Genomic DNA, 15,904 nt, shown 5'->3' with positions numbered 1-15,904 from the left:
ACGAATAGGGATCGGCGGATGAGCCGGGCGGCGGACCACTCGACCCCGGGGACGGGATGTCCCCTGTTACAGCAACAGCGGACGCCACCTTACCGGCGAGAGCGCCCCCCTTGGAACGACCAACCGGGGATGCCCCATTTATGAGGCATCCCCGGTGGGTTACGTAACGGTCAACGAACTCAGACGAGCTCGGTGACGGTACCGCCGGCGGCGGTGATCTTCTCCTTGGCGGAGCCGGAGACGGCGTCGACCGTCACCTGCAGCGCCACGGAGACCTCGCCCTGGCCGAGCACCTTGACGAGGCTGTTCTTGCGAACGGCACCCTTGGCGACCAGGCCCTCGACGGTGACCTCGCCACCCTCGGGGAACAGCTCGGCCAGCTTGTCGAGGTTCACGACCTGGAACTCGGTCTTGAACGGGTTCTTGAAGCCCTTGAGCTTCGGGAGACGCATGTGGAGGGGCATCTGCCCACCCTCGAAGCGCTCCGGAACCTGGTAACGGGCCTTGGTGCCCTTGGTGCCACGACCAGCGGTCTTACCCTTCGACGCCTCACCACGACCCACACGGGTCTTGGCGGTCTTGGCGCCCGGGGCAGGACGGAGGTTGTGGACCTTCAGCGGGTTCTGCTCCGCCATGTCAGTCGACCTCCTCGACCGTCACGAGGTGGCGGACGGTGTGCACCATGCCGCGGAACTCGGGGCGGTCCTCCTTGACAACCACGTCGTTGACCTTCTTGAGGCCGAGCGAACGCAGGGTGTCGCGGTGGTTCTGCTTGCTGCCGATGTACGACTTCTTCTGCGTGATCTTGAGCTGCGGCATTACGCACCCGCTCCCGCACGCGCACGCAGCAGGGCCGCGGGGGCCACGTCCTCGAGGGGCAGACCGCGGCGGGCCGCGATCTCCTCGGGACGCTGGAGGCCCTTGAGGGCCGCCACGGTCGCGTGCACGATGTTGATCGCGTTGTCGGAGCCCAGGGACTTCGACAGGATGTCGTGAACACCGGCGCACTCGAGGACGGCACGCACGGGGCCACCGGCGATCACACCGGTACCGGGGGAAGCAGGCTTGAGCAGGACGACGCCCGCGGCCTTCTCGCCGGTGATGGGGTGCGGGATGGTGCCCTGGATACGGGGGACCTTGAAGAAGTGCTTCTTGGCCTCCTCAACACCCTTGGCGATGGCGGCCGGCACCTCCTTGGCCTTGCCGTAACCGACACCCACGGTGCCGTCCGCGTCGCCCACCACGACCAGCGCGGTGAAGCTGAAGCGGCGACCACCCTTCACAACCTTGGCGACTCGGTTGATCGCGACGACACGCTCGACGTACGCGGTCTTCTCGGCAGCTGCGCCGCCGTCACGGCCCTTCCGGTCCCGCCGCTCGCCGCCACCGGCACCGCTTCCGCGGCGCTGGGGTCCAGCCATTGGATTTACCTCTCTCTGTTTCCGCTAGCTACGCAGCGACATTGAGTCGCTGTCCGCGACGGAGGCTCAGAACTTGAGCCCGGCTTCGCGGGCGGCGTCCGCCAGGGCGGCGATGCGCCCGGCGTACTTGTTGCCACCACGGTCGAACACGACAGCCTCGACACCCGCGGCCTTGGCACGCTCGGCGACGAGCGCGCCGACCTGCTTGGCGTGGGCGGACTTGTCGCCTTCGGCACTGCGGATGGACGTGTCCAGGGTGGACGCCGACGCCAGGGTGTGACCCTTGATGTCGTCGATCACCTGGGCGACCATGTGGCGGTTGGAACGCGTCACGACCAGGCGCGGGCGCACTTCGGTGCCCGAGACCTTCTTGCGGACGCGGATGTGGCGGCGCTTGATGGCAGCGGCCTTGTAGGCGTTGCCCTTAGCGATCTTCACACCGTATGCCATGGCTTACTTACCCGCCTTTCCGACCTTGCGGCGGATGACTTCGCCCTCGTACTTGACGCCCTTGGCCTTGTACGGGTCGGGCTTGCGCAGCTTGCGGATGTTGGCCGCAACCTCGCCGACCTTCTGCTTGTCGATGCCCTCGACCGAGAAACGGGTGGGGGACTCGACCTTGAAGGTGATGCCCTCGGGGGCCTCGACCAGGATCGGGTGGGAGTAGCCGAGAGAGAACTCCAGGTTGGAGCCCTTCGCGACCACGCGGTAACCGACACCGTTGATTTCGAGCTTCTTGACGTATCCCTGGGTCACACCGGTGATCATGTTCGCCACCAGCGTGCGGGACAGGCCGTGCAGAGCCCTGTTCTGACGCTCGTCGTTCGGGCGCGTCACCGAGAGGGTGCCGTCCTCGCCCTTAGCGATCTCGATCGGCGCGACGATGGTGTGCGCGAGGGTGCCCTTGGGACCCTTCACGCCGACCGTGCGGCCATCGATGGTGACGTCCACGCCGGCGGGAACCGTGATGGGAAGCTTGCCAATACGCGACATGAGCTTTTCCTCCGTTCCCGACTACCAGACGTAGGCGAGGACTTCCCCACCCACGCCCTTCTTCTGCGCCTGCTGGCCGGTCAGGAGGCCGTGCGACGTGGAGATGATCGCCACGCCGAGACCGCCGAGGACCTTCGGCAGGTTGGTGGACTTCGCGTAGACCCGGAGACCGGGCTTGGAGATCCGCTTGATGCCCGCGATGGAGCGCTCACGGTTGGGACCGAACTTCAGCTCGAGGACGAGGTTCTTGCCGACCTCGGCGTCCTCGGTCTTCCAGCCCGTGATGAAGCCCTCCTGCTGGAGGATCTCCGCGATGTGCGACTTGATCTTGCTGTGCGGCATCACGACGGAGTCGTGGTACGCCGAGTTGGCGTTACGCAGACGCGTAAGCATGTCTGCGATCGGATCAGTCATGGTCATGAATCGGCCTTCGGCCTTTCTCGCCGGGGTTTCCTGTATGCGCCATCCCTCTCCCCGATCCGGGACGGGACGGGTGCGGCGCGGGGACCTGCGGCGTAGTAAGCGTCATATGCGGACTGCTCAGTGGTGAGCGTCCGCGGGCTGTCCAGGGCGGCGGACGGCCAACCTCTCCAGCCTAAGCCATCGGAGGAAGATCGTCCGCCGCCTGGTTGCTTACCAGAGGCCCGGTGAATCCCTGAAGCGGGATCTACCAGGAGCTCTTGGTCACGCCCGGCAGCTCGCCGCGGTGAGCCATCTCACGAAGGCAGACGCGGCACAGGCCGAACTTGCGGTAGACAGAGTGCGGACGGCCGCACCGCTGGCAGCGGGTGTAGCCGCGCACGCCGAACTTCGGCTTGCGAGCGGCCTTTGCGATGAGAGCCTTCTTCGCCACGGCTCACGCCTCCTTGAACGGGAAGCCGAGGTGACGAAGGAGCGCACGGCCCTCAGCGTCGTTGGTCGCCGTGGTGACCACGGTGATGTCCATACCCCGGACGCGGTCGATCTTGTCCTGGTCGATCTCGTGGAACATGACCTGCTCCGTGAGACCGAAGGTGTAGTTGCCACGGCCGTCGAACTGCTTGGGGGACAGGCCGCGGAAGTCGCGGATGCGCGGGAGCGCCAGCGACAGGGTGCGGTCCAGGAACTCCCACATGCGGTCGCCGCGCAGGGTCACGTGGGCACCGATCGGCTGACCCTCACGCAGCTTGAACTGCGCGATGGACTTCCGGGCCTTGGTGACGGCCGGCTTCTGGCCGGTGATCGTGGTGAGGTCGCGGATGGCGCCCTCGATCAGCTTGGAGTCGCGGGCGGCGTCGCCCACACCCATGTTGACCACGATCTTGGTCAGGCCGGGGACCTGCATGACGTTCTCGTACTTGAACTCGTCACGCAGCTTGCCCGCGATCTCCTCGCGGTACTTCAGCTTCAGACGGGGTGCAGTGGTGGTCGTCATCAGATGTCCTCACCGGTCCGCTTGGCAACGCGGATCTTGTTGCCGTCCTCGTCGAAGCGGTACCCGACGCGGGTGACGACCTTGTTGCCGTCCTTCTCCACGACGAGCTGTACGTTGCTCACGTGGACCGGGGCTTCGGTGGTCACGATCCCGCCGGCCTGCGATGCGCGGCCCGGCTGGTTCGCCTTGGTGTGCTTCTTGACCCGGTTGACACCCTCGACCAGGACGCGCTCCTCGCGCGGGAAAGCGGCAATGACCTTGCCCTGCTTGCCCTTGTCCTTACCGGTGATGACCTGGACCAGGTCGCCCTTCTTGATCTTCATGCTTACAGCACCTCCGGCGCGAGCGAGATGATCTTCATGAACTTCTTCTCGCGCAGCTCACGGCCGACCGGGCCGAAGATACGGGTGCCGCGGGGGTCGCCGTCGTTCTTCAGAATGACGGCGGCGTTCTCGTCGAAGCGGATGTACGAGCCATCCGCGCGACGGCGCTCCTTGACGGTGCGAACGATGACGGCCTTGACGACGTCACCCTTCTTCACATTGCCGCCCGGGATCGCGTCCTTGACGGTGGCGACGATGACATCACCGATGCCCGCGTAGCGGCGGCCCGAGCCACCGAGAACGCGGATGGTGAGGATCTCCTTCGCACCCGTGTTGTCGGCGACGCGAAGTCGCGACTCCTGCTGGATCACGTCTATCTCCTGATCGTCTGCCGGTTCCCGGCAGGGGAGGAACCCCGTGGGGCCGCTCCCCTGCCGAGCCTGGCGGAACTGGTCCGAGGGTTACCCCTCGGAGGGATGCTCTTGCCTGTAGTCCCGGAAGGGATTACTTGGCCTTCTCGAGGATCTCGACGATGCGCCAGCGCTTGGTGGCGGACAGCGGCCGGGTCTCCATCAGGAGGACACGGTCACCGACGCCGGCAGCGTTCTGCTCGTCGTGGGCCTTGAGCTTGTTCGTACGGCGGATGACCTTGCCGTACAGGGCGTGCTTGACGCGGTCCTCGACGGCGACGACGACGGTCTTGTCCATCTTGTCGCTGACCACCAGACCCTCGCGGGTCTTGCGGAAGCCGCGGGCGTCCTTGGTCTCTTCAGTCACATTGCTCTCGCTCATCAGGCGCTCTCCACCGTCTCGATGCCCAGCTCGCGCTCGCGCATCAGGGTGTAGATCCGGGCGATGTCCTTACGGACGGCCTTCAGCCGACCGTGGTTCTCGAGCTGACCCGTCGCCGCCTGGAAGCGGAGCTTGAACAGCTCGTCCTTGGCCTCGCGGAGCTTCGCCAGAAGCTCCTCGTTGCCCAGCTCGCGCAGCTCGGACGCCTTGGTACCGGCCGACATCACGACTCACCTGCCTCGCGCCGAACAATCCGGCACTTCATCGGAAGCTTGTGAGCAGCGCGGGTAAGCGCCTCACGCGCAATCTTCTCGTTCGGGTAGGACAGCTCGAACATCACCCGACCCGGCTTGACGTTCGCGATCCACCACTCGGGGGAACCCTTACCGGAACCCATGCGGGTCTCGGCGGGCTTCTTCGTGAGCGGACGGTCCGGGTAGATGTTGATCCAGACCTTGCCGCCACGCTTGATGTGGCGGGTCATCGCGATACGAGCGGCCTCGATCTGGCGGTTCGTCACGTAGGCGGGGGTGACCGCCTGAATGCCGTACTCGCCGAACGCGACCTCGGTACCGCCCTTGGCCATACCGTTCCGCTTGGGGTGGTGCTGCTTGCGGTGCTTGACCCTACGGGGGATCAGCATGACCCTCAGGCCTCCGTTCCGGTGCTCTCAGCCGGAGCGGCAGCGGCGGGCGCTTCGGCCTTGGGGGCCTCGGCAGCCGGCGCGGACTGCTGCTGCGGCTTACGACCGCGACGCTCGCCACCACGGCCACGGGCCGGGCGGTCGTTGCCGCCGCCACGGGCCGGGCGGTTGCCGGCGCGGGCCGCGGCGTTCTCGGCGCGAACCTCGGCGATGTTCTTGACGTCGCCCTTGTAGATCCAGACCTTCACGCCGATGCGGCCGAAGGTCGTCTTGGCCTCGAAGAAGCCGTAGTCCACGTTGGCGCGGAGCGTGTGCAGGGGCACACGGCCCTCGCGGTAGAACTCCGAACGGGACATCTCGGCGCCGCCGAGACGACCGCCGCACTGGATCTTGATGCCCTTGGCGCCGGCCTTCATCGACGACTGCATGCTCTTACGCATGGCGCGACGGAAGGAGACGCGGGAGGACAGCTGCTCGGCGACGGCCTGGGCCACCAGCTGAGCGTCGGTCTCGGGGTTCTTGACCTCGAGGATGTTCAGCTGCACCTGCTTGCCGGTGAGCTTCTCCAGCTCGCCGCGGATGCGGTCGGCCTCGGCGCCGCGGCGGCCGATGACGATGCCCGGACGCGCGGTGTGGATGTCAACGCGGACGCGGTCGCGGGTGCGCTCGATCTCCACCTTGGAGATGCCGGCCCGCTCCATGCCCTTCGTCATCATGCGACGAATGGCGACGTCTTCCTTGACGTAGTCCTTGTACAGCTTGTCGGCGTACCAACGCGACTTGAAGTCGGTCGTGACACCGAGCCGGAACCCGTGCGGGTTTACCTTCTGGCCCATTACCGGGTTCCTTCCTTGCTGCTGACGACCACGGTGATGTGGCTGGTCCGCTTACGGATCCGGTAGGCACGGCCCTGGGCGCGCGGCCGGAACCGCTTCAGGGTCGGGCCCTCGTCCACGTACGCCTCGCTGATGACCAGCGAAGAGGCGTCGGTGTGGTCGTAGTTGTGCGCGGCGTTGGCGATGGCGCTGTCCAGCACCTTGCCGACCGGCACGCTCGCGGCCTGCGGGGCGAAACGCAGGACCGCCTGAGCCTCCGTGGCGTCCATGCCACGGATGAGGTCCACCACGCGGCGGGCCTTCATGGGCGTGACGCGGATGTACCGCGCCTGGGCCCTGGCTTCCATGGTTGTCCCTTCGGTGTTAGTCATAAGTCGTTTCCACCCCGCCTTTAGCGGCGCTTCGACTTCCGGTCGTCCTTGACGTGGCCGCGGAAGGTGCGAGTCGGCGAGAACTCGCCGAGCTTGTGGCCGACCATCGACTCGGTGACGAACACCGGGATGTGGGTCTTGCCGTTGTGCACCGCGATCGTGTGGCCGAGCATGGCCGGGACGATCATCGAGCGACGGGACCAGGTCTTGATGACGTTCTTGGTGCCGGCTTCGTTCTGGACATCCACCTTCTTGATCAGGTGGTCGTCGACGAAGGGCCCCTTCTTGAGACTACGCGGCATCTAAACCCGCTCCTAGCGCTTCTTGTTCGTCTTGCGGCGGCGGACGATGTACTTGTTGCTCGCCTTCTTGGGAGAACGCGTACGACCCTCCTTCTGACCCCAGGGGGAGACCGGGTGGCGACCACCGCTGGTCTTGCCCTCACCACCACCGTGGGGGTGGTCAACCGGGTTCATCGCCACACCGCGAACGGTCGGGCGGACGCCCAGCCAGCGCTTACGGCCGGCCTTGCCCCAGTTGATGTTCGACTGCTCGGCGTTGCCGACCTCGCCGATGGTGGCGCGGCAGCGGACGTCGACCAGACGGATCTCGCCGGACGGCATACGAAGGTGGGCCATGGCCCCTTCCTTCGCGAGCAGCTGCACGGAGGCACCCGCGGAACGGGCGAACTTCGCGCCGCCGCCGGGCCGCAGCTCGATGGCGTGGATGGTCGTACCGACCGGGATGTTGCGGAGCGCCAGGTTGTTGCCGGGCTTGATGTCCGCGCCGGGACCGTTCTCGATCCGGTCGCCCTGCGACAGGTTGCGGGGGGCGAGGATGTAGCGCTTCTCGCCGTCCGCGTAGTGCAGCAGCGCGATACGCGCGGTGCGGTTGGGGTCGTACTCGATGTGCGCGACCTTCGCCGGCACGCCGTCCTTGTCGTGACGACGGAAGTCGATCACGCGGTAGGCGCGCTTGTGTCCGCCACCCTGGTGGCGAACGGTCACACGACCGGTGTTGTTACGGCCGCCCTTGCTGTGCAGCGGGCGGACCAGCGACTTCTCCGGCGTGGACCGCGTGACCTCGACGAAGTCGGCGACGCTGGAACCACGACGGCCCGGAGTCGTCGGCTTGTACTTGCGGATACCCATTTCTCAGTCCTCGTCCGATATCGGACCAGGGCGCTCCGTTAGGAGGCCTGGCCGAAGATGTCGATACGGTCGCCCTCGGCGAGGGTCACGATCGCGCGCTTGGTGTCGGCACGCTTGCCGAAACCGGTGCGGGTCCGCTTGCGCTTCCCCTGGCGGTTGATCGTGTTCACCCCGGTGACCTTGACCTCGAAGACCGCCTGGACGGCTTCCTTGATCTGGGTCTTGTTGGCGTTGGGCGCGACGATGAACGTGTACTTGTTCTCGTCGAGGAGCGCGTAGCTCTTTTCCGAGACGACCGGCTTGACGAGAACGTCACGGGGGTCCGTGAAGCTCTTGCTCAGCGGGGTCTCGACGGTGTTCTTGCCCTCCGCGGCGTGGCGCTTCGCCTTGGCGACGCGCGCGGCCTTGGCGGCCTTGGCCGCCTTGGGGGCAATGCTCGGGTGACGCGTGGCCATCAGGCGTCGCTCCCTTCGGTCTCGTTGGCGGCCTTGGGGCCGGACACGAAGGACTCGAAGGCGGCCTGGGTGAAGACCACGTCGTCCGAGACGAGCACGTCGTACGTGTTCAGCTGGCCCGGCTCCAGGATGTGCACCTGGGGCAGGTTGCGGGCGGAGAGCAGCGCGGCCTCGTCGGAGCGCTCGATGACCAGGAGCACGTTCTTGCGCTCGCTGATCTTGCCGAGCAGACCCTTGGCGGCCTTCGTCGAGATCTCGCCCTCGACCACGCCGGTGACGACGTGGATGCGGTTGTGGCGGGCCCGGTCGGAGAGGGCACCGCGCAGGGCGGCGGCCTTCATCTTCTTCGGGGTCCGCTGCGAGTAGTCACGCGGCACGGGGCCGTGGACGACGCCACCGCCGGCGAACTGCGGGGCGCGGGTCGAACCCTGACGGGCGCGGCCGGTGCCCTTCTGGCGGTACGGCTTGCGGCCACCGCCGCGCACCTCGCCACGCGTCTTGGTCTTGTGCGTGCCCTGTCGGGCAGCGGCCAGCTGGGCGACGACGACCTGGTGGATCAGCGGAACGCTGGTCTTCGCGTCGAAGATCTCCGCGGGGAGCTCGACGGTCCCGGCCTTGTCGCCTGCCGGCGAAAGGATGTCAATGGTGCTCATCGTTACCTCAGGCCCCCTTGGCCGCGGTACGGACCAGGACGAGGCCGCCGTTCGGACCGGGGACGGCGCCCTTGATGAGGAGCAGTCCCTTCTCCGCGTCAACGGCGTGGACGGTCAGGTTCTGGGTGGTGACCCGCTCGTTGCCCATGCGGCCCGCCATGCGGAGGCCCTTGAACACACGGCCCGGGGTGGCGCAGCCACCGATGGAACCGGGCGAGCGGTGCTTGCGCTGGGTGCCGTGACCGGCGCCGAGGCCCTTGAAGTTGTGACGCTTCATGACACCGGCGAAGCCCTTGCCCTTGCTCTTGCCGGTCACGTCGACCTTGAGGCCGGCCTCGAAGGTGTCGGCGTTCAGCTCCTGGCCGAGGGTGTACTCGCTGGCGTCAGCGGTACGGATCTCGACGAGGTGACGGCGAGGGGTGACGTCGGCCTTGGCGAAGTGACCCTTGAGGGGCTTGTTCACCTTGCGCGGGTCGATCTCACCGAAGGCGATCTGCACGGCCTCGTAGCCGTCGGTGTCATTGGTGCGGACCTGGGTCACGACATTGGCACCGGCCTTGACGACGGTCACCGGGACGACCCGGTTGTTCTCGTCCCAGACCTGAGTCATGCCGAGCTTCTCGCCCAGGATGCCCTTAATCTGCTTAGCCATCTCTAGCGCGCCTCTCAGAGCTTGATCTCGATGTCGACGCCGGCCGGAAGGTCGAGTCGCATCAGAGAGTCAACGGTCTTGGGCGTCGGGTCGAGGATGTCGATGAGGCGCTTGTGGGTGCGCATCTCGAAGTGCTCGCGAGAGTCCTTGTACTTGTGCGGCGACTTGATGACGCAGTACACGTTCTTCTCAGTGGGCAGCGGCACCGGGCCTGCGACCGACGCACCAGTGCGGGTCACCGTCTCGACGATCTTCTTCGCCGAAGAGTCGATGACCTCGTGGTCGTAGGCCTTGAGCCGGATGCGGATCTTCTGTCCCGCCATGGCTACTTGGTAGTCCTGTCTCTCGTAACGCTCTGGGACCCGGGGTCCGGTCTCTCTCTCCGACCCACGCGGTCGGGTGTGTCGCCTTCCCGCCCGTACGAATTTCCTCGCGGAATCCCATCTGGGGGGCTGCGTTCCACACCGTGGCCACGCGGTTCGGTGAAGCCACACCTTGCGATGTGGTGACCACCGGGCGCCTGGCTGGTACCCCGCACACGCTTCCCGGAAGATTCCCGTACGTCCGCCACAGCGCTGCCTTCGGCGAACCTGGGGCAGTTGAGGCGACGAGTACTGTGGGACTCGCTTCCAGTCCTCCCGGCGGGAGGCGCGCGGCATCGGCACTCAACCGAGCAACCCGGACAGTCTGCCACACGGGCCCCGCATAGAGCCAATCGAGCCGAGAAGCTTACCCCCGGCCTTCCCGCCGTCAAACGCGGACGCGGCCGAACGAGGGCGAGGGGCTTCGCCCCGATACACCGCACACACGTTCCCCCACTCCCTCATCAGGGCGAACTCCCCCCTTCGGAGCTCTCTGGCATGTGCCGGAGTCATACGTTTCTGCCCCGATGATCAGACCGGCCGCCACCTGGCCGGTCCCGAGGCAGGAGCATTCATGGTCAGCTCGCCCCACGAGGCGATGCACCGCGTCTTCCAGGACCACCCGGGCCTGTTCAGCCGGGTCGGCCCGGCGCTCGGCGTGGACTTCCCCCCGTACACCTCGTTCGACGTCATGCCCACCGACCTCACCGAGCTCCAGCCCGTGGAGCGCCGGGTCGACACCCTCTTACGCTTCGACACCGAGCGCGACGGGCCGTTCCTGCTCGCCGTCGAGGCCCAGGGGAAGAAGGACCCCGCCAAAACGGCAAGCTGGGCGTACTACCTGTCGTACCTGCACTCGAAGCACCGGCTGCCCCCGGTCCTGCTGGTCGTCTGCCAGGACCGGGGAACGGCGGAATGGGCTTCGCGGCCGGTTCGGATCGGCCCGGCCCCGTGGACCTCCTTGACTCTGCGCCCTCTGGTGGCGGGCCCGCACAACCTGCCGACGATCACCGATCCGGCAGAGGCCGCGGAGGACCTCGCGCTAGCGGTCCTGGCCGCCGTCACCCACGCGAAGGAACCGGCCGTCGGTGCCATACTGAAAGCCCTGTCCGCAGCGTTGCGCGATGTCCCGGAGGACGTGGCGGACCCCCTCGCCGAACTCACCGCACAAGGGCTCGGGAAGCTCCCGGCCGCCGATCTGTGGAGGACCCTGATGGCCGTGGATCTCTCGTTCTACAAGTCGCCGATCAGCCAGGAGATCCGCGCGGAGGGAAAGGCGGAAGGAGAAGCGCGGGCGTTGCTCGTCGTGCTTCAGGCCCGAGGGTTCGAGCTGCCGGCCGCGACGGAGCAGAAGGTCTCGGAGTGCCGGGACTCGCGGACCCTGAACCAGTGGCTGTCGCGCGCGGCGACGGCTGACAGCCTTGACGAGGTCTTCCGCGAGGACTGATCCGGCGCCGTACGGCGAGGGGCCCGCGGCACGGCGATCGTGCTGCGGGCCCCTCGCCGTACGCGCGGGAGCTAGACGCTCTCGGGGCTGCGCAGCTGGTCGGTCCCGGGGACCGGCTCGGCCGGGTCCGTGCCGAGCGTGACCACGCGGTTCTGGGCGTCGACGTGGACGACGGACGGGACGAGGGAGCGGGCCTCGGTGTCGTCGACCTGGGCGTAGCTGATGAGGATGACCAGGTCCCCGGGGTGGACGAGGTGGGCGGCGGCGCCGTTGACGCCGATGACGCCGGAGCCGCGTTCGCCCTCGATGACGTACGTCTCCAGCCGGGCCCCGTTGGTGATGTCGACGATGTGGACCAGCTCGCCGGGGAGCAGGTCGGCGGCGTCCATCAGGTCGCGGTCGACGGTCACCGAGCCGACGTAGTGCAGGTCGGCGTGGGTGACGGTGGCGCGGTGGATCTTGGACTTGAACATGGTGCGCAGCATGCGGGTGCACTCCTGGGGGAAGGGGTCGCGCCCTCGGGGAGGTGCGCGCCTACGTCGCCATGGTAGAGCGGGGCGGCGCGGAGCGAGGGGGCGACCGCTTCCCTACTGCGCGGGCGAAGCGTGGCCCAGCTGCTCCGACATCGTGCGCGCAGTCTCCCGCAGCTCCTCCCCCAGCTCGGTGAGGGTGGTGTCGGTGAGGCCGCGGGACGGCATGACGAGGGTGACGACCAGGGGGAGGGAGTCGCCGGCGGTGAAGACGGGGGCCGCGAGGGGGGGGTGACGCCCTCGCGGCGGGTCTCGGTGCGGGTCTCGGTGACGCGGGTGCGGGTGGCCTCGGTCAGGGGCCCTCCTCCAGCTGGGAGCGGAGGACCGGGTCGGTGAGCTGTTCGGGGAGGTGGGTGAGGTAGGCGCCGCCCATCGCGCTGTTGAGCAGGGGCATGGTGGCGTCGGACCGGACGGTGATGGGGAGGGCGCGGGCGCCGTACTCCCAGCGGACCACGACGGGGCCGTGGTCGCCCCAGCCCGAGAGGTTGACGGCGTGCGTGGTGCGGTCGCGGAGTCCTGGGAGGTGTTCGCCGACCAGGGCGACCTCGTGCATCCTGCGGAGTGACTCGACGCCGAGGCGGCGCATGGCCGGGCCCAGGTCGTACCTGCCCGAGCCGGGTGACTGGGCCACCAGGCCGGCCCTGGCCAGGCTCACCAGGTAGCGGTGGGCCTTGCTGGGTGCGTTCCGCTGGCCGTGGCGATCTGGGTGAGGCTCATGGGGCCCCTTCCCTCCTCCAGGGCTTGCAGTACCGTCATGGCCAGCTCGACGGACTGGATGCCCTGGCGCGGGGGCGCGCTGTTGTCGGTCGCGGGGCGATCATAGGGCTGCCCCCCCCGTGGGCGCTGGGGGTGCCGGGGGCTGGGCCGTCTTTCGCCCGCGCCCCCATCGACCGTGCCGGTCACAGATGGCCTCAAACGCCGGCCGGGCTGTGAGGGGCGCGGTTCGTACCCGGCGCGGCCGCTGCCGGTGGCGTGGTCCCAGGCGTGGTCTTCCGCACCTCGCTGAGCGGCCGGGAGATCTCCCGCTTCACCGGCGTCCTGGGCCTGGCACCGGACGCCGGCCGGTTCGCCGAGACCGGCCAGCAGGCACCCCAGTACGTCCTGGAGGAGCTGCTGCGCGAGGCCGTCGGCGAGCTGGCGGGGGCGCGGCTGGTCGAGGAGGTGGCGGGCCGTCCGGTGCAGGCCCGGGTGGTCTCCACCGACCCCTGGGCGGCCCGCATGCAGATCGCCGACCGGATGCGCCGGGACCGGGTCTTCCTCGCCGGGGACGCGGCCCTTCTCAACCCGCCGTTCGGCGGCCACGGCCTCAACACCGGGATCGGCGACGCCGTCGACCTCGGCTGGAAACTGGCCGCCGTCCTCACCGGGTGGGCAGGGCCGCGCGTCCTGCTCCTGGTCCGACCGGACCAGGTCGTCGGCTGGGCCGGGGCGACGGCGCCACCCGCCTCCCTCGCCCTGATCGACCGGCTCACCGGCCACCCGGCCCCGGCCGCGGCACCGCGCTGACCGCCCGTACGCCCGTACGCCCGTACGCGCACCACCTGAACAGAAAGCGCCCCGATGCCCCGCGACCGCATCGACGTGCACGCCCCCCTACCTCGACGGCCCCACCGAGGCCCTCTTCGCCTCCGGCTTCGCCCTGGCCGGCGGCGTACGCCTTCGCCCCGGCCGGCCGGGGCCCCGTCGCTATAGTTGGCCGGGACAACGGTCGGCCGGAGCGGGGGACGCAGCGTGGGGACACCCCGAGGGGCGGTCCAGCCGGTCACGGCGCGGTCCGTGGTGGAGCAGGCCACGCAGGCGCTGCGGCGGGCGATCCTGACCGGGGCGCTGGCCCCCGGCGCGGAGTACTCCCTGCGCGAGCTGGCCGGCATGCTCGACATCAGCTTCATCCCGATCCGCGAGGCCCTGCGCAGTCTGGAGAGCGAGGGCCTGGTCATCATGCGGCCGGGCCGCAGTGCCGTCATCGCCCCGCTCGGCCTCGACGACCTCCAGGGCATCTACCGGCTGCGCCGCACCCTGGAGCCGGAGATCGCCGCCCGCTCCTGCCTCCTGCTGAGCGAGGCCGAACTCGACCGACTGGCGGAGCGCGCGGCCGAGTTCGGCGCCGTCGGCCACGGCATGGCCGAGATCTACGACGACCACCACGCCTTCCACCTCGCTCTGGTGGCGCCCGCCGCGACCACATGGGACATCCGGGTGCTGACCACGCTGTGGCGGGCCGGCGAGCGGTACATCCGGATCGGCTTCGGCCGGCTCGACCCCGGCCCGGCCGAGCACCAGCGGCGCGGCGAGGCCCACGGCGAACTGGTCGCCGCCTTCCGCACCCGCGACCCCGCCACGGTCTCCGCCGCCGTCGAACGCCACCTGGCCCGGAACGAGAAGATCGCCCTGGCCGCCCTCTCCTGACACCGGACCCCGCCGCCATGTCGGCGACGGGTGGGAGCCGCCGTTACGTCACGAGGCCGTCGTCACCTCGGAGTTCGGCGCGTCGGACCGAGCCTGCCGGGCGCCGCGCGTACCCGGCCTGAGCAGGCCGGTGAGGACCGCGCCGAGGACGGCCGGGACCACGAACGCGTAGAAGCCTGCCTGCGGCGCGGCGACCAGGACAGCGACCGCCGCCAGGTAGCCGGGGCCGGCGATGGCGCCGATCCGGCCCACCCCCAGGCTGAAGCCGAGCGCGGTGCCGCGCCGCGGGGCAGGGTGCGCGTGAGCGACGTAGATGTTGACCAGGGCCTGGGTACCGAGGGCGCCGCAGCCGACGACGGCGGCGGCGAGCAGCAGTACGGGCCGGGGCTGCGGGGTGCTGCCGGGTGATCATCGCGGCGGTGGCGCAGAGGAAGCTGGTGAGGGTGGCGGCCTTGAGGAAGCCCCGGTCGGCGACGACGACGGCGGCGGCGGCGGCCAGGGTGCCGAGGACGGCGCCCGCGTTCAAGGCGATGGAGAACTCCAGCGAGGAGCTGAGGTCGTAGCCGGAGTCGACCATCAGGGTGGGCAGCCAGGTGCTGGCGCCGTAGACGATGACGGGTCCGGCGAAGGTGGCGGCCCAGAAGAGCAGGGTGGTGCGGCGGCGGCCCGGGGGCCAGCAGCGCGCGGAGCCGGCCGGCGGAGGCGCCCGGCGGAGGCGCCCGGCGGAGGCGCCCGGGGCGGGCTCGGCAGCGCCTTCGGCGCGCGGGGCGGGCACCGACCGGGACGAAGAGCAGCGGGACGACACCGAAGTGGAAGAGGGTGTGGAAGTCCCAGGACGGCAGCAGAGTGCTGCCGACGACGCCGGCGATGATGCCGCCGAGGGCGATACCGGTCTGGGCGGCTCCGACCTGGAGCGAGTGGCGGGCGGGGGCGGCGGCCTCGCTGACGTAGGCGGTGACCAGGGGGATCAGGGCGCCGGTGCCCATGCCGGTGAGGAACGGGGTGGCGGCGAAGAGGGTGAGGTCGCCGGCGACGGCGCTCAGCAGCATGCTCAGCGAGAGCACGGCGAGGCTGACCGCCATCGGCAGCCGGCGCCCGTAGAGGTCGCCCCACCAGCCCGCGGCGATCGACTCGAACGGCATCCCGAGCGCCGTCAGCTGCCCAACAGCCCAAGCGTCGACGTGGTGACCTCCCAGCCGGGGTGGGCGAGGAGCGAGGGGCCTACCGCGCCCAGGATGAAGAGGTCGTACCCCTCGACGCAGAGGATGACGAGGCGAGGAGGACGCCCGGGCAGCCGGGGCGTGGCCGGGTGCCGTGGGCGGTGGAGGCGGGGTTCATCGGGCACTCCGGGGGTGCGGGGCCGCACGGGTGACGGACCCTCGGCGGGCCGGAAACGGGGTTCGCGGCGGGCCGGGGTCCGGGCCGGGTGCGAGGTGCGGGTGGGTCCGGCGGCCG

General features: G+C 69.0%; 30 protein-coding genes and 1 pseudogene. 4 read left to right on the top strand and 27 right to left on the bottom strand.

Annotated features, from left to right (window positions below):
* Nucleotides 1-179 precede the first annotated feature (179 nt).
* From rplO to rpsJ, 21 genes are all read right to left on the bottom strand, one after another.
* Nucleotides 180-635, bottom strand: a complete 456-nt coding sequence (rplO, locus tag OIM89_RS18660; protein WP_047138864.1) for a 50S ribosomal protein L15 — start codon at nucleotides 633-635, stop codon at nucleotides 180-182.
* Between the two features lies 1 nt (nucleotide 636).
* Nucleotides 637-819: a 50S ribosomal protein L30 gene (rpmD, locus tag OIM89_RS18655; protein WP_003948625.1), complete on the bottom strand. Its 183-nt coding sequence runs from the start codon at nucleotides 817-819 to the stop codon at nucleotides 637-639.
* Nucleotides 819-1,421, bottom strand: coding sequence for a 30S ribosomal protein S5 (gene rpsE, locus OIM89_RS18650; protein ID WP_003948626.1), 603 nt, complete (start codon nucleotides 1,419-1,421; stop codon nucleotides 819-821). Before rpsE ends, rpmD begins: the two co-directional genes overlap by 1 nt.
* A 66-nt stretch (nucleotides 1,422-1,487) precedes the next feature.
* Complete coding sequence (gene rplR, locus OIM89_RS18645; RefSeq protein WP_264491444.1) at nucleotides 1,488-1,871, bottom strand: 50S ribosomal protein L18; 384 nt, start codon at nucleotides 1,869-1,871, stop codon at nucleotides 1,488-1,490.
* A 3-nt stretch (nucleotides 1,872-1,874) separates the two neighbouring features.
* Complete coding sequence (rplF, locus tag OIM89_RS18640; RefSeq protein WP_003948628.1) at nucleotides 1,875-2,414, bottom strand: 50S ribosomal protein L6; 540 nt, start codon at nucleotides 2,412-2,414, stop codon at nucleotides 1,875-1,877.
* 21 nt (nucleotides 2,415-2,435) lie between these two features.
* Complete coding sequence (gene rpsH, locus OIM89_RS18635; protein WP_003948629.1) at nucleotides 2,436-2,834, bottom strand: 30S ribosomal protein S8; 399 nt, start codon at nucleotides 2,832-2,834, stop codon at nucleotides 2,436-2,438.
* Between the two features lie 247 nt (nucleotides 2,835-3,081).
* Nucleotides 3,082-3,267, bottom strand: a complete 186-nt coding sequence (locus OIM89_RS18630) for a type Z 30S ribosomal protein S14 (protein WP_003948630.1) — start codon at nucleotides 3,265-3,267, stop codon at nucleotides 3,082-3,084.
* A 3-nt stretch (nucleotides 3,268-3,270) separates the two neighbouring features.
* Entirely contained in the window at nucleotides 3,271-3,828 is a 558-nt protein-coding gene (gene rplE / locus OIM89_RS18625) for a 50S ribosomal protein L5 (RefSeq protein WP_003948631.1), read from the bottom strand.
* Nucleotides 3,828-4,151, bottom strand: a complete 324-nt coding sequence (gene rplX, locus OIM89_RS18620) for a 50S ribosomal protein L24 (RefSeq protein WP_047138865.1) — start codon at nucleotides 4,149-4,151, stop codon at nucleotides 3,828-3,830. Before rplX ends, rplE begins: the two co-directional genes overlap by 1 nt.
* Nucleotides 4,152-4,153: 2 nt before the next feature.
* Nucleotides 4,154-4,522: a 50S ribosomal protein L14 gene (gene rplN / locus OIM89_RS18615; RefSeq protein ID WP_003948633.1), complete on the bottom strand. Its 369-nt coding sequence runs from the start codon at nucleotides 4,520-4,522 to the stop codon at nucleotides 4,154-4,156.
* 133 nt (nucleotides 4,523-4,655) lie between these two features.
* Complete coding sequence (gene rpsQ / locus OIM89_RS18610; protein WP_003948634.1) at nucleotides 4,656-4,943, bottom strand: 30S ribosomal protein S17; 288 nt, start codon at nucleotides 4,941-4,943, stop codon at nucleotides 4,656-4,658.
* Nucleotides 4,943-5,167, bottom strand: coding sequence for a 50S ribosomal protein L29 (gene rpmC / locus OIM89_RS18605; RefSeq protein WP_003948635.1), 225 nt, complete (start codon nucleotides 5,165-5,167; stop codon nucleotides 4,943-4,945). Before rpmC ends, rpsQ begins: the two co-directional genes overlap by 1 nt.
* Nucleotides 5,167-5,586 (bottom strand): 50S ribosomal protein L16, encoded by a 420-nt coding sequence (rplP, locus tag OIM89_RS18600; protein WP_003948636.1) that lies wholly within the window; start codon nucleotides 5,584-5,586, stop codon nucleotides 5,167-5,169. The genes rpmC and rplP overlap by 1 nt, the downstream gene beginning before the upstream one ends.
* A 5-nt stretch (nucleotides 5,587-5,591) precedes the next feature.
* Complete coding sequence (gene rpsC, locus OIM89_RS18595) at nucleotides 5,592-6,422, bottom strand: 30S ribosomal protein S3 (RefSeq protein WP_003948637.1); 831 nt, start codon at nucleotides 6,420-6,422, stop codon at nucleotides 5,592-5,594.
* Nucleotides 6,422-6,769: a 50S ribosomal protein L22 gene (rplV, locus tag OIM89_RS18590; protein ID WP_004571827.1), complete on the bottom strand. Its 348-nt coding sequence runs from the start codon at nucleotides 6,767-6,769 to the stop codon at nucleotides 6,422-6,424. The genes rpsC and rplV overlap by 1 nt, the downstream gene beginning before the upstream one ends.
* A 44-nt stretch (nucleotides 6,770-6,813) precedes the next feature.
* Nucleotides 6,814-7,095, bottom strand: a complete 282-nt coding sequence (gene rpsS / locus OIM89_RS18585; protein ID WP_003948639.1) for a 30S ribosomal protein S19 — start codon at nucleotides 7,093-7,095, stop codon at nucleotides 6,814-6,816.
* Nucleotides 7,096-7,107: 12 nt separating this feature from the next.
* Complete coding sequence (rplB, locus tag OIM89_RS18580) at nucleotides 7,108-7,944, bottom strand: 50S ribosomal protein L2 (RefSeq protein ID WP_003948640.1); 837 nt, start codon at nucleotides 7,942-7,944, stop codon at nucleotides 7,108-7,110.
* Between the two features lie 38 nt (nucleotides 7,945-7,982).
* Complete coding sequence (rplW, locus tag OIM89_RS18575; protein ID WP_003948641.1) at nucleotides 7,983-8,399, bottom strand: 50S ribosomal protein L23; 417 nt, start codon at nucleotides 8,397-8,399, stop codon at nucleotides 7,983-7,985.
* Nucleotides 8,399-9,052, bottom strand: a complete 654-nt coding sequence (rplD, locus tag OIM89_RS18570; protein ID WP_030695955.1) for a 50S ribosomal protein L4 — start codon at nucleotides 9,050-9,052, stop codon at nucleotides 8,399-8,401. The genes rplW and rplD overlap by 1 nt, the downstream gene beginning before the upstream one ends.
* A gap of 7 nt (nucleotides 9,053-9,059) precedes the next feature.
* Nucleotides 9,060-9,704 (bottom strand): 50S ribosomal protein L3, encoded by a 645-nt coding sequence (gene rplC, locus OIM89_RS18565; RefSeq protein WP_003948643.1) that lies wholly within the window; start codon nucleotides 9,702-9,704, stop codon nucleotides 9,060-9,062.
* Nucleotides 9,705-9,718: 14 nt separating this feature from the next.
* The gene (gene rpsJ / locus OIM89_RS18560) at nucleotides 9,719-10,027 is read right to left on the bottom strand and encodes a 30S ribosomal protein S10 (protein WP_003948644.1); all 309 of its coding nucleotides are present in this window, start codon (nucleotides 10,025-10,027) and stop codon (nucleotides 9,719-9,721) included.
* A 613-nt stretch (nucleotides 10,028-10,640) separates the two neighbouring features.
* On the opposite strand from rpsJ, the gene OIM89_RS18555 reads away from it, so the two are divergent.
* Nucleotides 10,641-11,513 carry a hypothetical protein gene (locus OIM89_RS18555; protein ID WP_151169186.1) on the top strand — a complete coding sequence of 291 codons (873 nt, stop codon included), beginning with the start codon at nucleotides 10,641-10,643 and terminating at the stop codon, nucleotides 11,511-11,513.
* 71 nt (nucleotides 11,514-11,584) lie between these two features.
* Here OIM89_RS18555 and panD read toward each other — a convergent pair whose 3' ends face one another.
* The 3 genes from panD to OIM89_RS30030 all read right to left on the bottom strand — a co-directional run bounded on the left by panD (nucleotide 11,585) and on the right by OIM89_RS30030 (nucleotide 12,799).
* Nucleotides 11,585-11,998, bottom strand: a complete 414-nt coding sequence (gene panD, locus OIM89_RS18550; protein ID WP_030695957.1) for an aspartate 1-decarboxylase — start codon at nucleotides 11,996-11,998, stop codon at nucleotides 11,585-11,587.
* A 337-nt stretch (nucleotides 11,999-12,335) separates the two neighbouring features.
* Nucleotides 12,336-12,698 carry a hypothetical protein gene (locus OIM89_RS18545; RefSeq protein ID WP_264491443.1) on the bottom strand — a complete coding sequence of 121 codons (363 nt, stop codon included), beginning with the start codon at nucleotides 12,696-12,698 and terminating at the stop codon, nucleotides 12,336-12,338.
* On the bottom strand, nucleotides 12,695-12,799 hold the full coding sequence (locus tag OIM89_RS30030; protein WP_408907679.1) for a helix-turn-helix domain-containing protein: 105 nt from the start codon (nucleotides 12,797-12,799) through the stop codon (nucleotides 12,695-12,697). Before OIM89_RS30030 ends, OIM89_RS18545 begins: the two co-directional genes overlap by 4 nt.
* Nucleotides 12,800-13,027: 228 nt before the next feature.
* On the opposite strand from OIM89_RS30030, the gene OIM89_RS30025 reads away from it, so the two are divergent.
* Nucleotides 13,028-13,549 (top strand): FAD-dependent monooxygenase, encoded by a 522-nt coding sequence (locus OIM89_RS30025; RefSeq protein WP_408907680.1) that lies wholly within the window; start codon nucleotides 13,028-13,030, stop codon nucleotides 13,547-13,549.
* A 225-nt stretch (nucleotides 13,550-13,774) separates the two neighbouring features.
* Nucleotides 13,775-14,449: a GntR family transcriptional regulator gene (locus tag OIM89_RS18535; RefSeq protein ID WP_264491442.1), complete on the top strand. Its 675-nt coding sequence runs from the start codon at nucleotides 13,775-13,777 to the stop codon at nucleotides 14,447-14,449.
* Nucleotides 14,450-14,497: 48 nt separating this feature from the next.
* Here OIM89_RS18535 and OIM89_RS18530 read toward each other — a convergent pair whose 3' ends face one another.
* On the bottom strand, nucleotides 14,498-14,701 hold the full coding sequence (locus tag OIM89_RS18530) for a hypothetical protein (protein ID WP_047464579.1): 204 nt from the start codon (nucleotides 14,699-14,701) through the stop codon (nucleotides 14,498-14,500).
* Nucleotides 14,702-14,853: 152 nt separating this feature from the next.
* Here OIM89_RS18530 and OIM89_RS18525 point away from each other — a divergent pair, with 152 nt between their 5' ends.
* Entirely contained in the window at nucleotides 14,854-15,012 is a 159-nt protein-coding gene (locus OIM89_RS18525; protein ID WP_264491441.1) for a hypothetical protein, read from the top strand.
* Between the two features lie 207 nt (nucleotides 15,013-15,219).
* Here OIM89_RS18525 and OIM89_RS30020 read toward each other — a convergent pair.
* A pseudogene (locus OIM89_RS30020) lies at nucleotides 15,220-15,591 on the bottom strand (MFS transporter); the annotation flags it as partial.
* 11 nt (nucleotides 15,592-15,602) lie between these two features.
* The gene (locus OIM89_RS18520; protein ID WP_195730895.1) at nucleotides 15,603-15,794 is read right to left on the bottom strand and encodes a hypothetical protein; all 192 of its coding nucleotides are present in this window, start codon (nucleotides 15,792-15,794) and stop codon (nucleotides 15,603-15,605) included.
* Nucleotides 15,795-15,904 lie beyond the last annotated feature (110 nt).

It is taken from the genome of Streptomyces sp. BI87 (assembly GCF_025957665.1).
GTDB classification, from domain to species: domain Bacteria; phylum Actinomycetota; class Actinomycetes; order Streptomycetales; family Streptomycetaceae; genus Streptomyces; species Streptomyces albidoflavus.
The sequence above is the reverse complement of the archived record's forward strand: the minus strand, read 5'-3'. Positions and strand labels throughout refer to the sequence as shown.

What these genes read in the sequence shown, in the direction of transcription:
- rplO (WP_047138864.1), bottom strand. Translation starts at nt 635, where the DNA reads ATGGCGGAGCAGAACCCGCTGAAGGTCCACAACCTCCGTCCTGCCCCG.
- rpmD (WP_003948625.1), bottom strand. Translation starts at nt 819, where the DNA reads ATGCCGCAGCTCAAGATCACGCAGAAGAAGTCGTACATCGGCAGCAAG.
- rpsE (WP_003948626.1), bottom strand. Translation starts at nt 1,421, where the DNA reads ATGGCTGGACCCCAGCGCCGCGGAAGCGGTGCCGGTGGCGGCGAGCGG.
- rplR (WP_264491444.1), bottom strand. Translation starts at nt 1,871, where the DNA reads ATGGCATACGGTGTGAAGATCGCTAAGGGCAACGCCTACAAGGCCGCT.
- rplF (WP_003948628.1), bottom strand. Translation starts at nt 2,414, where the DNA reads ATGTCGCGTATTGGCAAGCTTCCCATCACGGTTCCCGCCGGCGTGGAC.
- rpsH (WP_003948629.1), bottom strand. Translation starts at nt 2,834, where the DNA reads ATGACCATGACTGATCCGATCGCAGACATGCTTACGCGTCTGCGTAAC.
- rplE (WP_003948631.1), bottom strand. Translation starts at nt 3,828, where the DNA reads ATGACGACCACCACTGCACCCCGTCTGAAGCTGAAGTACCGCGAGGAG.
- rplX (WP_047138865.1), bottom strand. Translation starts at nt 4,151, where the DNA reads ATGAAGATCAAGAAGGGCGACCTGGTCCAGGTCATCACCGGTAAGGAC.
- rpsQ (WP_003948634.1), bottom strand. Translation starts at nt 4,943, where the DNA reads ATGAGCGAGAGCAATGTGACTGAAGAGACCAAGGACGCCCGCGGCTTC.
- rpmC (WP_003948635.1), bottom strand. Translation starts at nt 5,167, where the DNA reads ATGTCGGCCGGTACCAAGGCGTCCGAGCTGCGCGAGCTGGGCAACGAG.
- rplP (WP_003948636.1), bottom strand. Translation starts at nt 5,586, where the DNA reads ATGCTGATCCCCCGTAGGGTCAAGCACCGCAAGCAGCACCACCCCAAG.
- rpsC (WP_003948637.1), bottom strand. Translation starts at nt 6,422, where the DNA reads ATGGGCCAGAAGGTAAACCCGCACGGGTTCCGGCTCGGTGTCACGACC.
- rplV (WP_004571827.1), bottom strand. Translation starts at nt 6,769, where the DNA reads ATGGAAGCCAGGGCCCAGGCGCGGTACATCCGCGTCACGCCCATGAAG.
- rpsS (WP_003948639.1), bottom strand. Translation starts at nt 7,095, where the DNA reads ATGCCGCGTAGTCTCAAGAAGGGGCCCTTCGTCGACGACCACCTGATC.
- rplB (WP_003948640.1), bottom strand. Translation starts at nt 7,944, where the DNA reads ATGGGTATCCGCAAGTACAAGCCGACGACTCCGGGCCGTCGTGGTTCC.
- rplW (WP_003948641.1), bottom strand. Translation starts at nt 8,399, where the DNA reads ATGGCCACGCGTCACCCGAGCATTGCCCCCAAGGCGGCCAAGGCCGCC.
- rplD (WP_030695955.1), bottom strand. Translation starts at nt 9,052, where the DNA reads ATGAGCACCATTGACATCCTTTCGCCGGCAGGCGACAAGGCCGGGACC.
- rplC (WP_003948643.1), bottom strand. Translation starts at nt 9,704, where the DNA reads ATGGCTAAGCAGATTAAGGGCATCCTGGGCGAGAAGCTCGGCATGACT.
- rpsJ (WP_003948644.1), bottom strand. Translation starts at nt 10,027, where the DNA reads ATGGCGGGACAGAAGATCCGCATCCGGCTCAAGGCCTACGACCACGAG.
- OIM89_RS18555 (WP_151169186.1), top strand. Translation starts at nt 10,641, where the DNA reads ATGGTCAGCTCGCCCCACGAGGCGATGCACCGCGTCTTCCAGGACCAC.
- panD (WP_030695957.1), bottom strand. Translation starts at nt 11,998, where the DNA reads ATGCTGCGCACCATGTTCAAGTCCAAGATCCACCGCGCCACCGTCACC.
- OIM89_RS30030 (WP_408907679.1), bottom strand. Translation starts at nt 12,799, where the DNA reads ATGACGGTACTGCAAGCCCTGGAGGAGGGAAGGGGCCCCATGAGCCTC.